This window comes from Telluria sp. Soil_C_11 (genome assembly GCF_057657395.1).
Genome location: NZ_JBDGIN010000008.1, coordinates 34952 through 47464, shown reverse-complemented (window position 1 = coordinate 47464; position 12513 = coordinate 34952). Strand labels below are relative to the sequence as shown.

Sequence of the window (12513 nt, the reverse complement as noted above, 5' to 3'; positions counted from 1 at the left end):
CTGAAGCTATCAAAGGACGCCGGATTCGCGCAGTGCGGCGCGGACCGTGTCGTGGTATTGCGCGGACAGCGGCGCCAGCGGCAAGCGCAGGCCCGCCGGCATCTTGCCCATTTCAGCCAGCGCCCATTTGACCGGGACCGGATTCGGTTCTACGAACAGCTTGGCGTGCAGCGACAGCACGCGGTTGTTGATCTCGACCGCACGGGACACCTGCCCCGCCATCGCCGCCTCGCACAGCTCGTGCATGGCGCGCGGCGCGACGTTGGCCGTCACCGAGATATTGCCGGCGCCGCCCATGAACATCAGCGCCATCGCGGTCGGGTCGTCGCCCGAATACACGCCGAACGGCTTGCCGCCGGCGAACGAACGGTCGATCTCGCGCAGCAGCTCGGCGCCGCGGCCGATGTTACCGGTCGCATCCTTGATGCCGACGATGTTGTCGATCGGCGCCAGGCGCAGCACGGTCTCGTTGCTCATGTCCGCCACGGTACGGCCCGGCACGTTGTACAGGATCACCGGCAGGTCGACCGCTTCCGCGATCGCCTTGAAGTGGCGGTACATGCCCTCCTGGGTCGGACGGTTGTAGTACGGCACCACCTGCAGCGAGGCGTCGGCACCGACGTCCCTGGCGTGGCGGGTGAGTGCGATCGCTTCGGCGGTCGAGTTGCCGCCCGAACCGGCGATCACCGGAATACGGCCAGCGACGTGCTCGACCGTCAACTTGATCAGTTCGCAGTGCTCTTCCGGGCTGACGGTAGCGGATTCGCCGGTCGTACCGACGATGACGATGCCGTCCGTGCCTTCCGCAACGTGCCAGTCGATCAGTTTGCGCAGGCTGTCTTTATCCAGACTGCCGTCTTCAAACATCGGAGTGACGATTGCTACTATGCTGCCCTTAATCATAATCAGTGGACCGTGCCGTTAATAAATAAAAATTCGATTGTACTGGATAGCCCGAGGTTATGGTTCATTCGAACCTAGATAAATGGCTCGGTTACATGTCCAGCTTTGCCATCGACGGATCGAAGCCCGCCCCCACCGCGCACAGGCGCTGCACACGGGCCGGTTTCGGATCGCCGACGACGCCATCCTCGTAGGCCACCACGCGCAGTCCGCCCCGGCTGGCCAGGTCCAGCAGCTCACCCGGATTCAGCAGGAAATCCGGATTCGACGGTTTGCCGAACACTTCGTTCCCGCGGGCGAAGGTTTCGTAGACCAGCACCCCCTCCGGCGCCAGCGCCGCGGCGATGTGGCCGAACAGTGGCCGGTGCAGGTAATTCGTGACGACGATGCCGGCCAGGCTGCCCGGCGCGAACGGCCAGGCGGCGCCCGGCGCCTCGAGGTCGTACTGGACGGTGGCGATGCCCTCCCCGGCGGCGGCAAGCAGGGCCTGCGGATCGCGGTCGAGGGCGGTCACGGCATGGCCCAGGCCTGCCAGCAGGCGCGCATGGCGGCCGCTGCCGCAGGCCAGGTCGAGTACATTGCCCCGCGGGATGAGCGGCGTCCAGCGCGCCACCCAGCTGGATACGATGTCGCTGCTATGCATATGGTGCATCCGGTGTACAGGATCAGCTATAACTGAGACCCATCGCCTCGCGCACGTCGCGCATGGTCTCCTGGGCCAGCCGGCGCGCCTTCTCGCAGCCGTCGGCGACGATGGCGCGCACCAGCGACGGATCGTCCAGGTACTGCTGGGCGCGTTCGTGCATGGGCTCCTGCTCGGCCAGCACGGCGTCCACCACCGGCTGCTTGCACTCCAGGCAGCCGATGCCGGCGCTGGTGCAGCCCTTCATGACCCAGTCCCTGGTGGCGTCGCTCGAGTAGACCTCGTGCAGCTGCCACACCGGGCACTTCAGCGGGTCGCCCGGGTCGCTCCTGCGCACGCGCGCGGGGTCGGTCGGCATGGTGCGGATCTTCTTCGTGACGGATGCCGGATCTTCGCGCAGCGAGATCGAATTGCCGTAGCTCTTAGACATCTTGCGGCCGTCCAGGCCCGGCAGGCGCGACGCTTCGGTCAGCTTCACCTGCGGCTCGACCAGGATGATCTTGCGGCTGCCTTCGAGGTAGCCGAACAGGCGTTCGCGGTCGATGTTCGACAGGCTGCCGGCTTCGTCCAGCATCGCCTGCGCCTGCTCCAGCGCGGCGTCGTCGCCGTCCTGCTGGTAGGCGGTGCGCAGCTCGGCGTAGAGCCTGGCGCGCTTGCTGCCCAGCTTCTTCACGGCGTCGAGGGCCTTCTGCTCGAAGCCCGGCTCCTTGCCGTACAGGTGGTTAAAGCGCCGCGCGATTTCCCGCATCATCTCGATGTGCGGGACCTGGTCCTCGCCCACCGGCACCTGGGTCGCGCGGTAGATCAGCACGTCGGCCGCCTGCAGCAGCGGATAGCCGAGGAAGCCGTAGGTGGCGAGGTCGCGGTTGGCCAGGTTCTCGATCTGGTCCTTGTAGGTCGGCACCCGCTCCAGCCAGCCCAGCGGCGTGGCCATCGACAGCAGCAGGTGCAGCTCGGCATGCTCCGGCACCCGCGACTGGATGAAGATGGTCGCCTGGGACGGATCGATGCCGGCCGCGAGCCAGTCAATCACCATGTCCCAGGTGCTCTTTTCGATGATGGTCGGGTCGTCGTAGTGCGTGGTCAGGGCGTGCCAGTCGGCCACGAAGAACAGGCAGGGCAGCTCGGACTGCATGCGGATCCAGTTCTTCAGGGCTCCGTGGTAATGGCCAAGGTGCATGAGCCCGGTGGGGCGCATGCCGGAAACGACGCGGTCGGGGAACATAAATCAGGTCAGGATCAGGTCAGGATGAAGTTCAGTGGATAGACGATCAGATGCAGCAGCACCTCCCCCACCACCATGATCGGCACCACCCAGTAAGCCAGCAGCTTCAGCAGCATCAGGCCCAGCAGGATGAAGAAGCCATACGGCTCGATGCGGGCGTACTGGAAGGCCAGCTTGTTCGGCAGCAGGCTGAAGACGATGCGGCCGCCGTCCATCGGCGGGATCGGCAGCAGGTTGAAGGCCATCAGCAACAGATTGGTCCGGATACCCGCTTGGGCAACCATGTTCGGAAAAGGTTCGCTGACGTCGAAGTACTTGAGGAAGATCGCCAGCAGTAGCCACAGCAGCGCCATGCCGAAGTTGGCGGCGGTGCCGGCCAGCGCCACGAAGGCCATGTCGCGCTTGGGCTTGCGCAGGCGGCTGTAGTCGATCGGCAGCGGCTTGGCGTAGCCGAACACGAAGCCGGTGGTCAGGTACAGCAGCACCGGCAGGATCACGGTGCCGAAAGGATCGATGTGGGCCAGCGGGTTGGTGGTGACGCGTCCGGCCGCGAACGGGGTCATGTCTCCAAAATATTTTGCGGCATACGCCTGGGCGGCGTTGTGCATCGTGATCGCAAAAAGAACGGGCAGTGCATAGACTGCGAGGTTGCGTATGAGTTCATCCATAAAGGGATTATAAGCCGAACACGGCCGGGTCGCCCCGGCCCTCGCGCAGCAGCACCGGTTCGGGACCGGTCAGGTCGACGATGGTGGTGGGCTCGAGGGTGCCGGCGCCGCCGTCGATCACGAGGTCGAGCTGCTTGCCGATGCGCTCGCGCACCTCTTCCGGATCGGACAGCATGTGCTCGTCGCCGGGCAGCTGCAGGGTCGTGCCGATCAGCGGCTCGCCCAGCTCGTCCAGCAGCGCCAGCAGGATCGCGTTCTCGGGCACGCGGATGCCGATGGTCTTGCGCGACGGGTGCGACAGGCGGCGCGGCACTTCATGGGTGGCGTCGAGGATGACGGTGTACGGGCCGGGCGTGACCGCCTTCAGCTGGCGGTACTGGCGGTTGTCGACGCGCGCGTAGATGGCGATCTCGGACAGGTCGCGCACCAGCAGGGTCAGGTGGTGCTTCTCGTCGACGCCGCGGATCCGGCGCAGCTTCTCGACGGCGTTCTTGTCGTCGAGGCGGCAGACCAGGGCGTAGGCCGAGTCGGTCGGCGCGGCGACGATGCCGCCCGACTGGATGATCTGGGCCGCCTGGCGGACCAGGCGCGGCTGCGGGTTCTCGTGATGGATCTCGAAATACTGGGTCATCGTGCAAACCCCGGCTGGCGCAGGGTTTGCAGGGCCGCGATGCGCTCTTCCATCGGCGGGTGGGTTGCGAACAGGGCGCCCCAGCCGCCGCCTCCGCCGGAGATGCCGGACGCCGCCATCGACTGCGGCAGGCCGCCCGACTGCAGGCCGCCCAGGCGCATCAGCGCATGCTGCATCGGCAGCGGGTTGTTCAGCAGGCGCGCCGAGCCGGCGTCCGCGCGGAACTCGCGCTGGCGCGAGAACCAGGCCACGATGATCGAGGCGACCAGGCCGAACACGATCTGGCACACGAACACGGTGACGGCATAACCGATGCCGGGGCCGCGGTCGACCTCGCCACGGCGCAGCATGCTGTCGACGAAGAAGCCGACCACGCGCGCCAGGAACACGACGAAGGTGTTGACCACGCCCTGGATCAGGGTCAGCGTGACCATGTCGCCATTCGCGACATGGGAAACTTCGTGCCCCAGCACGGCCTCGATCTCTTCATGGTTCATGCTGGCCAGCAGGCCGGTGGACACCGCCACCAGCGCGGAATTCCTGAAGGCGCCGGTGGCGAAGGCGTTCGGCTCGCCGTCGTACACCGCCACTTCCGGCATCGCGATGCCGGCGCGCTCGGCCAGCGTGCGCACCGTGTTCAGCAGCCAGGCTTCGCTGCCGTTGGCCGGCTGTTCGATCACGCGCGCGCCGGTCGTCCACTTGGCCATCGGCTTGCTCAGCAGGAGGGAAATGATCGAGCCGGTAAAACCCACGACCAGCGAGAACACCAGCAAGGCCCCGAGATTGATGCCGTTTGCGCTCACCGCGCGGCCGACGCCGAGCACGTTGAGCACGATCGACAGCACCAGCACGACCGCGAGGTTGGTGGCGAGGAACAGGACGATGCGTTTCATGGCGCGAGGGTCTCCCGGCGGTTTCACATATCAGGCTGTCAATATAAGGGCGCCTTGCCGGCGTTTCAAGCGAACCAGTCGTGCCACACCGGCGTCAACCCGGCCGGCAGCGGCGCCAGCTTGTCGAACTCCACCCTCGCCTCGCCCGGCGCGTGGAAATCGGTGCCGCGCGAGGCCAGGAAGCCGTAGCGGCGCGCCAGCTCGGCATAGGTTTCATACTGGTCCGGCGTGTGGCTGCCGGTGACGACTTCGATGGCGTTGCCGCCCAGCTGCTTGAATTCGTCGAACAGCGCCCCTTCGGCCAGCGCCGTGAAGCGGTAGCGGCCCGGGTGGGCGATCACGGGGACGCCGCCGGCCTTGCGGATCCAGCCGACCGCATCGGCCAGGCTGGCCCAGCGGTGCGGCACATAGCCGGGCTTGCCTTCGGTCAGGTATTTGCGGAACACCTCGGAGGTGCTGCCGCAGGCGCCGACCTCGACCAGGTAGCGCGCAAAGTGAGTGCGCGACAGCAGGTCCGGGTTGCCGACGTACCTGAGCGCGCCTTCGTAGGCGCCGGGGATGCCGGCCTGCTCGAGCTGGGCCGCGATCTCGCGCCCGCGCGCGTCGCGCCCCTGGCGGGTCGCCTCCAGGCCCCGCACCAGCGCCGGCTCGTCCTCGTCGACCTGCAGGCCGACCACGTGGACGGTCTCGCCGCCCCAGGTCACGGAAATCTCGACGCCCGGCACGAAGCGCATGCCGAGCTCGCCCGCCGCCCGGCGCGCCGCCTTGATGCCGCCGACCTCGTCGTGGTCGGTCAGCGCCCAGACGTCGACCCCGCCCTTGCGGGCATAGGCCGCCACGGCGGCCGGCGCGAGCACGCCGTCGGAGACGTTGGAATGGCAGTGGAGGTCGACTTTCAGCATTCCTTCATTGTACCCGCATCGGAACGACCGCGACGGCGTCCGTCCGCGTGGGCACGTTCGCATCGAGGCCCCCGGCCTCGATGCCCCACGCGTTACATCATGCAGCCAGGAATTCCTCGATCATCCTTGCCAGCAACTCCGGCTGGTCATGGTGCAGCATGTGGCCGGCGTCCGGCATCATGCGCGGCGTCACCCTGGCCAGGTGGCCCATGCGGCGCTCGACTTCGCTGCGCGCCTGCTCCTTCGGCCCCATCCACAGCCACATATTGGTGTGCTCGGCCTCCACCCACAGCACGGGCGCGGTGACGCGGCGCCAGCAGGCCAGCACCTCGTCGACGTGGTACAGCAGCGGGCCGCGCATCTTGTGCGCCGGGTCGCCCAGGATTTCCCATTCGCCGTTCCCGTTCTGCGCGGCCCAGTGCGGCGCCAGGAAGGCGGCGCGCTCGGCCGGCAGGCGCGGATTGGTCTTCTGCAGGCGCGCCGCCACCTCGCCCAGGCTGGCGTAGGGGCGCATCGTCGGCGGCGACTTCAGCTCGTCCAGCCAGCCGGCGTAGCGGCCAGGGGCCTGCTCGGGGCGGGTCGCCGCCAGGCCGAAGCCTTCCAGGTTGATCAGGCGGGCGACGCGTTCCGGGCGGATGCCGGCGTACACGCTGACGATGTTGCCGCCCATGCTGTGGCCCAGCAGGTTGACCGCCTCCCCGGGGGCGTAATGGTCGAGGATGGCATCGAGGTCGGCGAAGTAATCGGGGAACCAGTAGGTGTCGGTGCCCGGCCGTTCGCTCAGGCCGAAGCCGCGCCAGTCATGCGCGATCACATGCCAGTCTCCCTGCAGCGCGTCGACCACGAACTGGAACGAAGCCGACATGTCCATCCAGCCATGCGCCATGAAGAGCTTGGGCGCGCCTTCGCGGCCCCAGTGCCGGATATGGGTGCGCAGGCCGCGGATGGTGAGGAATTCGGAACGGGATGGAGTCATGGCTGATTGAAGTAATTGGAAATAGAACGACCGTTCGCATTATAAGCACAATGCTTGATATTGCGCTTGGCGTCCCCATCTCAGCCACTTGCCGGACGACAGCGCACGCGAGGGCGTAAAATAGCGCTTATTGCAATTTTCCCTCACAACCTTTCGCGAGCATATCCATGGCAATTTACCAGTTGGGCGAGCATGCACCCGAGATCGACGCGTCGGCTTATGTGGCCGAGTCCGCCAACCTGATCGGCAAGGTCACGCTGGAGGCGAATGCCTCCGTGTGGGACGGCGCGACGATCCGTGGCGACAACGAGCGCATCACGATCGGCGAGAACAGCAATGTGCAGGAAGGCACGGTGATGCACACCGACATGGGCTACCCGATGGTGATCGGCAAGAACGTCACCATCGGCCACCAGGCCATGCTGCACGGCTGCACCGTCGGCGACGGTTCGCTGATCGGCATCCAGGCCGTGGTGCTGAACGGCGCGAAGATCGGCAGGGGTTGCCTGGTCGGCGCCGGCGCCCTGGTGACCGAGGGGAAGGAATTCCCGGACCACTCGCTGATCCTCGGATCCCCGGCCAAGGTAGTGCGTACCCTCACGGAAGAAGACCTGCTCCGCCTGCAAGGCAGCGCCGCCAGCTATGTCGAGCGCGGCCAGCGCTTCAAGGCGGAGCTCAAAAAAATCGGATAAAGAATGACGACTGATACCAGCAAGGACATCCTGCAAAAATTCATCTTCGACAACGCCGCCGTGCGCGGCGAACTGGTCGAGATTTCCAACGCGTGGCGCGAGATCCAGTCGCGCCACGACTACCCGAAAGCAGTGAAAGGCTTGCTGGGCGAGATGGTTGCCGCGGCCGCGCTGCTGTCGGCCAACCTGAAGTTCAATGGCTCGATCGTGATGCAGATCTTCGGCGACGGCCCGGTCAAGCTGCTGGTGGTCGAGTGCGACGCCGAGCTGCACCTGCGCGCCACCGCCAAGCTGAGCCCGGGCGCCGTCGTGCCGGACCAGGCGTCGGTGGCCGAGCTGCTGAACGTGGGCGGCCAGGGCCGCTTCGTGATCACCCTCGACCCGAAGGACAAGGTGCCGGGCCAGCAGCCCTACCAGGGCGTGGTGCCGCTGCACGGCGAGGATATCGCCACCGTGATCGAGAACTACATGCTGCGCTCGGAACAGATGGACACCAAGCTGTGGCTGGCGGCCGACGACCATGTCGCGCGCGGCCTGCTGCTGCAAAAGCTCCCGCGCAACAGCGCCGTCGAAGGCCAGGTCGCCCAGGCCAGCGAGGAAGAAGACATCGAGACCTGGAACCGCGCACTGGCGCTGGGCGGCACCCTGAAGCAGGAAGAGCTGCTCGCCGTCGACGTCGAGACCCTGCTGAAACGCCTGTTCTGGGAAGAGACGATCCGCGTGTTCGATCCGCTGCATCCGGAATTCCACTGCAGCTGCTCGCGCGAGAAGGTCGGCAACATGCTGAAGATGCTGGGCAAGGAAGAGGTCGATTCGGCGCTGCACGATCTCGGCCAGCTGGCGATCAACTGCGACTTCTGCGGCAAGCATTACGAGTTCGACGCGGTCGACTGCGCCCAGCTGTTCGCGGCCGACATCAGCGCCGACGCGATTGCGCCGGCGTCCGACGTCAAGCATTGATCGAGGCCGCATGCGCGACACGCCCCGCTCCGCCTTCCCGCATTTTTGCGAGATCGCGACCCGCTGGATGGACAACGACGTCTACGGCCACGTCAACAACGTCCATTACTACAGCTACTTCGATACGGCGGTGAACCGCTTCCTGATCGAACGGGGCGTGCTCGACATCCACGGCGGCAGGACGGTCGGCTTCGTGGTCGAGACCGGGTGTTCCTACTTCCGCTCGATCGCCTTCCCGGACACCGTGCACGTGGGCGTGCGCGTGGCCAGGCTGGGCACGAGCAGCGTGCGCTACGAGATCGGCCTGTACCGCAACGACGACGAGATGCCGGCCGCAGCCGGCCATTTCGTCCACGTCTACGTCGACCGCGAAACCAACCGGCCGGTGCCGATTCCGGAAGCGGCCAGGGCGCTGCTCTCCACGCTCTTACAAATTTCCGACACATAAACATCGGCGGCTCGGCATACTTCGCTCATCGGTCATTTCGTGCGGAGTTCCTGATGTCCCTGCTGAGCCGTCTTATCGCCCCTGCCCTGTTGTCCGGCCTGTCCTTCTGCGCCCAGGCCGCAGTCCACAGCGTCGACGTCGGCACTCCGCTACCGCGCTTCAGCCTGCTCAAGCCGGGCACCCATCACTACCTCCGCTACATCAGGACGCCCGAAGGCGCCAATGCCCCGCTCGACATCTGGACCCGCGAAGTGCGCTTCGAGGAGCGCGATGGAAAGCAGGCGCTGCATATCGTGCAGCGCTGGGATGGCGCGATGACCTCGCTGTCGGCCACCCCCTCGGCCAAGCGGCTCGATTCCTGGTTCGACACCGCCACCTTCCGCCCGCTGAGCCATGTGCGCATCACCGAGAAGGACGGCAAGAAGGTGGTCGAGGGCTTCACGTTCGCCCCGGACCGCGTGAGCGGCATGCAGGACCTGGCCGAGAATACGCAGAAGGCGCTGTCGGTGCCGTCCGGCGAGCCGACCTTCAACTTCGAGACCGATATCGAATTCCTGCAGGCGCTGCCGCTGGCCGATGGCTATGAGGCCAGCATCAACTTCTACCACCCGGGCGGCCCGGCGCCGAAACGCTACACCTTCAAGGTGACCGGCTCCGAGACCATCGCCGGCCCCGGCGGCCCGGTCGACTGCTGGGTCGTGACGACCGACTACGGCACGCCCGGTGCGGATGCGAAGTTCTGGTTCGCCAAGACGAGCCAGCTGATGGTGCGGCAGGAAAGCGCGCCGCGCGACGGCAAGGTCCTCGTCAAGACGCTGATCGACTGATAGGGGCTGCCGGACGAGTGGCTGTCGGAATTCCCTGATTCCCAACCATCCCACATACCCAGTTGATATAAATCAATTGGCATTAATCAACGGTGCGGTCCAATGGCGCCTGTGTACGAATACGTGCACACGGTGCCGGGACAATGTCGCTTTTACACAAAGGCGGCATTGCTCCGGTCAGTCAAATCCGTCGTTTGGAGATCAGGAATGAATGAAAAACTAGCCTCGCAAGCCCTTCGTGACGGCGCCGCGCCGCCGCGCAAGGTAGTCGCCCGTTACCCGATCGCAACCATCGGCTCGCGCACCAGCCGCGGCGGCCAGGTCGTGCTGGCATCGAACGAGCAGGTTGCCGACGATTACCGGATCGCCTGTGTCGGCGACCGCGTGCGTTACCCGGACGGCAGCGAGAGCGTGATCACCTCGGGTGCGGGCCACGCGTCCACCTTCGCGAACCGCCCGATCGCCCTGGTCGGCAGCCACGTCGCGAACGGCGACCGCATCGTGTCGCGCGCGCAGAGCATCGGCGAGATCGTGGTGCTGGAAGGGGAACCGGTGCCCGGGCTGCTGGAGCCGGGTTACTTGCCGCCGCTGGTGGGGTGCGCGGGCTAAGGTAACCACCGTCGTCCCCGCGCCTTCCCACCGTCGTCCCCGCGCAGGCGGGGACGACGGCTCAAGGCATATGCAGGTCGATGACCTTCATGATCGCCAGCGTGGTATCGAGACTCATCTCACCCGCTCGCATCGCCGCCGCAAGCTCGGCGCGCGGCAGGTTCGCGGCGGCGGCCAGTGCGGGCAAGCCGTCCGAGTCGGCGACTTCCGCCAGCGCCGCCGCCATGGCGTCGGCATCGCCGCTCTCGAAGGCGGCGGCCAGGTAGGCCGCGACGGTCTCCAGCGTATTCAGCGTGTTCATGGAAATCATCAGTCCTCGGACGGTTTCCGGGACCTGGCGTCTTTGGCGCCCTTCGGTTTCGGTTCGCGCGGCGGAGGCGGCGGGGTCATCATGACCGCCGGCTTCTCGTCCTTGCGCAGCACCTGCACGAAAATCTCGTTCTGCTTGATCATGCCGAGTTCGTAGCGGGCGCGTTCCTCGACGGCTTCGGTGCCGTCCTTCAGGTCGCGGACTTCGGATTCGAGCTTGGCGTTGCGCGCCTTCAGCTGCTCGGTACGCGCGCGGCTGCCGGCGAGCTGGTTCTCGAGGTCGGCGACGGCCAGCCAGCCCCCCTTCCCCAGCCATAGCGGGTACTGGATCAGCAGCAGCAAAGCGGCAAGGGCAAGGGTGATGAGGCGCATGGACTGGACATGGCACCGGCCGGAAGACCCGGCCGGCTTGCTACGTGATTACTTCAGGTTGTAGAACGCGTCGCGGCCCGGGTAGCTGGCGATGTCGCCCAGGTCTTCCTCGATGCGCAGCAGCTGGTTGTACTTGGCCATGCGGTCCGAACGCGACATCGAGCCGGTCTTGATCTGCAGGGCGTTCAGGCCAACCGCGATGTCGGCGATGGTCGAGTCCTCGGTTTCGCCCGAACGGTGCGAGATCACGGCGGTGTAGCCGGCGCGCTTGGCCATTTCGATGGCGGCGAAGGTCTCGGTCAGGGTGCCGATCTGGTTGATCTTGATGAGGATCGAGTTGGCGATGCCCTTCTGGATGCCCTCTTTCAGGATCTTGGTGTTGGTGACGTACAGGTCGTCGCCCACCAGCTGCACCTGCTTGCCCAGGCGGTCGGTCAGGATCTTCCAGCCGTCCCAGTCGCCTTCGGCCATCGCGTCTTCGATCGAGATGATCGGGTACTTGTCGCACCAGGTGGCGAGCATGTTGGTGAAGTCGGTGGCCGACAGCTGCAGGCCGCCTTCGCCTTCCAGCACATACTTGCCGTCCTTGTAGAACTCGCTGGCGGCGCAGTCCAGGCCGATCGCGATCTGGGTGCCCGCCTCGTAGCCGGCCTGCTCGATCGCCTGCATGATCAGCTTGATGGCTTCTTCATGGTTGGCGACCGACGGCGCGAAACCGCCTTCGTCGCCGACGGCCGTGTTCAGGCCCTTCGAGTGCAGGATCTTCTTCAGGGTGTGGAACACCTCGGCGCCGTAGCGCAGCGCTTCCTTGAAGGACGGGGCGCCGACCGGGATGATCATGAATTCCTGGATGTCCAGGTTGTTGTCGGCGTGGGCGCCGCCGTTGATGACGTTCATCATCGGCACCGGCATCTGCATTGCGCCCGAACCGCCGAAGTAGCGGTACAGCGGCAGGCCGGCTTCCTCGGCGGCTGCCTTGGCCACGGCCATGGAGACGGCCAGCATCGCGTTCGCGCCCAGGCGGCTCTTGTTCTCGGTGCCGTCCAGGTCGATCAGGGTGCGGTCCAGGAATGCCTGTTCGTTGGCGTCCAGGCCCATGATGGCTTCGCTGATTTCGGTGTTGATGTTCTCGCAGGCTTGCAGGACGCCCTTGCCGAAGTAACGCTTCGGATCGCCGTCGCGCAGTTCGATCGCTTCGCGCGAACCGGTCGATGCGCCCGACGGCACGGCGGCGCGGCCCATCACGCCCGATTCCAGCAGCACATCGCATTCGACGGTCGGATTGCCGCGCGAGTCGATGATTTCGCGGCCGATGATATCAACGATAGCACTCATGGTTCTTTTATCTCCAGAAAGTAAACAAATTCGTTTCGGGCGCGCCAGCCGCAGGTCGCGCCTTGAGTTAGTGCTTGCATCGCCGTCCCCGCGGAGGCGGGGATCCAAGTTCTGCCAGCG

Annotated in this window: 16 protein-coding genes; 5 read left to right on the top strand and 11 right to left on the bottom strand. The window is 65.9% G+C overall.

Features of this window, described 5'->3' with window-relative positions; all coding sequences use genetic code 11:
- Nucleotides 1-9: 9 nt before the first annotated feature.
- The 8 genes from dapA to AC3A6M_RS14780 form a co-directional block, all read right to left on the bottom strand.
- Nucleotides 10-903 carry a 4-hydroxy-tetrahydrodipicolinate synthase gene (dapA, locus tag AC3A6M_RS14815; protein ID WP_487853488.1) on the bottom strand — a complete coding sequence of 298 codons (894 nt, stop codon included), beginning with the start codon at nucleotides 901-903 and terminating at the stop codon, nucleotides 10-12.
- 91 nt (nucleotides 904-994) lie between these two features.
- Nucleotides 995-1546 (bottom strand): class I SAM-dependent methyltransferase, encoded by a 552-nt coding sequence (locus AC3A6M_RS14810; RefSeq protein ID WP_487853487.1) that lies wholly within the window; start codon nucleotides 1544-1546, stop codon nucleotides 995-997.
- Nucleotides 1547-1568: 22 nt separating this feature from the next.
- A complete protein-coding gene (locus tag AC3A6M_RS14805) occupies nucleotides 1569-2771 on the bottom strand; it encodes a tryptophan--tRNA ligase (protein ID WP_487853486.1) in 1203 nt (400 codons plus the stop codon).
- A gap of 14 nt (nucleotides 2772-2785) precedes the next feature.
- Nucleotides 2786-3439 carry a site-2 protease family protein gene (locus AC3A6M_RS14800; protein ID WP_487853485.1) on the bottom strand — a complete coding sequence of 218 codons (654 nt, stop codon included), beginning with the start codon at nucleotides 3437-3439 and terminating at the stop codon, nucleotides 2786-2788.
- Between the two features lie 7 nt (nucleotides 3440-3446).
- Nucleotides 3447-4070 carry an L-threonylcarbamoyladenylate synthase gene (locus AC3A6M_RS14795; protein WP_487853484.1) on the bottom strand — a complete coding sequence of 208 codons (624 nt, stop codon included), beginning with the start codon at nucleotides 4068-4070 and terminating at the stop codon, nucleotides 3447-3449.
- Nucleotides 4067-4963: a protease HtpX gene (htpX, locus tag AC3A6M_RS14790; RefSeq protein WP_487853483.1), complete on the bottom strand. Its 897-nt coding sequence runs from the start codon at nucleotides 4961-4963 to the stop codon at nucleotides 4067-4069. The genes AC3A6M_RS14795 and htpX overlap by 4 nt, the downstream gene beginning before the upstream one ends.
- A gap of 65 nt (nucleotides 4964-5028) precedes the next feature.
- Nucleotides 5029-5865 (bottom strand): 3',5'-nucleoside bisphosphate phosphatase, encoded by an 837-nt coding sequence (locus AC3A6M_RS14785; protein ID WP_487853482.1) that lies wholly within the window; start codon nucleotides 5863-5865, stop codon nucleotides 5029-5031.
- Between the two features lie 97 nt (nucleotides 5866-5962).
- Nucleotides 5963-6841, bottom strand: a complete 879-nt coding sequence (locus tag AC3A6M_RS14780; RefSeq protein WP_487853481.1) for an alpha/beta fold hydrolase — start codon at nucleotides 6839-6841, stop codon at nucleotides 5963-5965.
- 167 nt (nucleotides 6842-7008) lie between these two features.
- Between AC3A6M_RS14780 and AC3A6M_RS14775 the strand changes: the two genes are divergently transcribed.
- From AC3A6M_RS14775 to AC3A6M_RS14755, 5 genes are all read left to right on the top strand, one after another.
- Complete coding sequence (locus AC3A6M_RS14775; protein WP_487853480.1) at nucleotides 7009-7533, top strand: gamma carbonic anhydrase family protein; 525 nt, start codon at nucleotides 7009-7011, stop codon at nucleotides 7531-7533.
- Between the two features lie 3 nt (nucleotides 7534-7536).
- Entirely contained in the window at nucleotides 7537-8493 is a 957-nt protein-coding gene (gene hslO, locus AC3A6M_RS14770; protein WP_487853479.1) for an Hsp33 family molecular chaperone HslO, read from the top strand.
- A gap of 10 nt (nucleotides 8494-8503) precedes the next feature.
- The gene (locus AC3A6M_RS14765) at nucleotides 8504-8941 is read left to right on the top strand and encodes an acyl-CoA thioesterase (RefSeq protein ID WP_487853478.1); all 438 of its coding nucleotides are present in this window, start codon (nucleotides 8504-8506) and stop codon (nucleotides 8939-8941) included.
- A 53-nt stretch (nucleotides 8942-8994) separates the two neighbouring features.
- The gene (locus tag AC3A6M_RS14760; protein ID WP_487853477.1) at nucleotides 8995-9768 is read left to right on the top strand and encodes a DUF3108 domain-containing protein; all 774 of its coding nucleotides are present in this window, start codon (nucleotides 8995-8997) and stop codon (nucleotides 9766-9768) included.
- A gap of 207 nt (nucleotides 9769-9975) precedes the next feature.
- Complete coding sequence (locus AC3A6M_RS14755) at nucleotides 9976-10377, top strand: PAAR domain-containing protein (protein ID WP_487853476.1); 402 nt, start codon at nucleotides 9976-9978, stop codon at nucleotides 10375-10377.
- A gap of 61 nt (nucleotides 10378-10438) precedes the next feature.
- On the opposite strand, the gene AC3A6M_RS14750 is transcribed toward AC3A6M_RS14755, so the two are convergent.
- Genes AC3A6M_RS14750 through eno form a run of 3 tightly spaced genes read right to left on the bottom strand, consistent with a single transcriptional unit; the run spans nucleotide 10439 to nucleotide 12393 of the window.
- Nucleotides 10439-10678: a hypothetical protein gene (locus AC3A6M_RS14750; RefSeq protein ID WP_487853475.1), complete on the bottom strand. Its 240-nt coding sequence runs from the start codon at nucleotides 10676-10678 to the stop codon at nucleotides 10439-10441.
- Nucleotides 10679-10686: 8 nt separating this feature from the next.
- Nucleotides 10687-11058, bottom strand: a complete 372-nt coding sequence (gene ftsB, locus AC3A6M_RS14745; RefSeq protein ID WP_487853474.1) for a cell division protein FtsB — start codon at nucleotides 11056-11058, stop codon at nucleotides 10687-10689.
- Nucleotides 11059-11106: 48 nt separating this feature from the next.
- The gene (gene eno / locus AC3A6M_RS14740) at nucleotides 11107-12393 is read right to left on the bottom strand and encodes a phosphopyruvate hydratase (RefSeq protein ID WP_487853473.1); all 1287 of its coding nucleotides are present in this window, start codon (nucleotides 12391-12393) and stop codon (nucleotides 11107-11109) included.
- Nucleotides 12394-12513 lie beyond the last annotated feature (120 nt).

Coding starts and splice junctions, on each gene's coding strand:
- dapA (WP_487853488.1), bottom strand. CDS start 903: ATGATTAAGGGCAGCATAGTAGCAATCGTCACTCCGATGTTTGAAGAC.
- AC3A6M_RS14810 (WP_487853487.1), bottom strand. CDS start 1,546: ATGCATAGCAGCGACATCGTATCCAGCTGGGTGGCGCGCTGGACGCCG.
- AC3A6M_RS14805 (WP_487853486.1), bottom strand. CDS start 2,771: ATGTTCCCCGACCGCGTCGTTTCCGGCATGCGCCCCACCGGGCTCATG.
- AC3A6M_RS14800 (WP_487853485.1), bottom strand. CDS start 3,439: ATGGATGAACTCATACGCAACCTCGCAGTCTATGCACTGCCCGTTCTT.
- AC3A6M_RS14795 (WP_487853484.1), bottom strand. CDS start 4,070: ATGACCCAGTATTTCGAGATCCATCACGAGAACCCGCAGCCGCGCCTG.
- htpX (WP_487853483.1), bottom strand. CDS start 4,963: ATGAAACGCATCGTCCTGTTCCTCGCCACCAACCTCGCGGTCGTGCTG.
- AC3A6M_RS14785 (WP_487853482.1), bottom strand. CDS start 5,865: ATGCTGAAAGTCGACCTCCACTGCCATTCCAACGTCTCCGACGGCGTG.
- AC3A6M_RS14780 (WP_487853481.1), bottom strand. CDS start 6,841: ATGACTCCATCCCGTTCCGAATTCCTCACCATCCGCGGCCTGCGCACC.
- AC3A6M_RS14775 (WP_487853480.1), top strand. CDS start 7,009: ATGGCAATTTACCAGTTGGGCGAGCATGCACCCGAGATCGACGCGTCG.
- hslO (WP_487853479.1), top strand. CDS start 7,537: ATGACGACTGATACCAGCAAGGACATCCTGCAAAAATTCATCTTCGAC.
- AC3A6M_RS14765 (WP_487853478.1), top strand. CDS start 8,504: ATGCGCGACACGCCCCGCTCCGCCTTCCCGCATTTTTGCGAGATCGCG.
- AC3A6M_RS14760 (WP_487853477.1), top strand. CDS start 8,995: ATGTCCCTGCTGAGCCGTCTTATCGCCCCTGCCCTGTTGTCCGGCCTG.
- AC3A6M_RS14755 (WP_487853476.1), top strand. CDS start 9,976: ATGAATGAAAAACTAGCCTCGCAAGCCCTTCGTGACGGCGCCGCGCCG.
- AC3A6M_RS14750 (WP_487853475.1), bottom strand. CDS start 10,678: ATGAACACGCTGAATACGCTGGAGACCGTCGCGGCCTACCTGGCCGCC.
- ftsB (WP_487853474.1), bottom strand. CDS start 11,058: ATGCGCCTCATCACCCTTGCCCTTGCCGCTTTGCTGCTGCTGATCCAG.
- eno (WP_487853473.1), bottom strand. CDS start 12,393: ATGAGTGCTATCGTTGATATCATCGGCCGCGAAATCATCGACTCGCGC.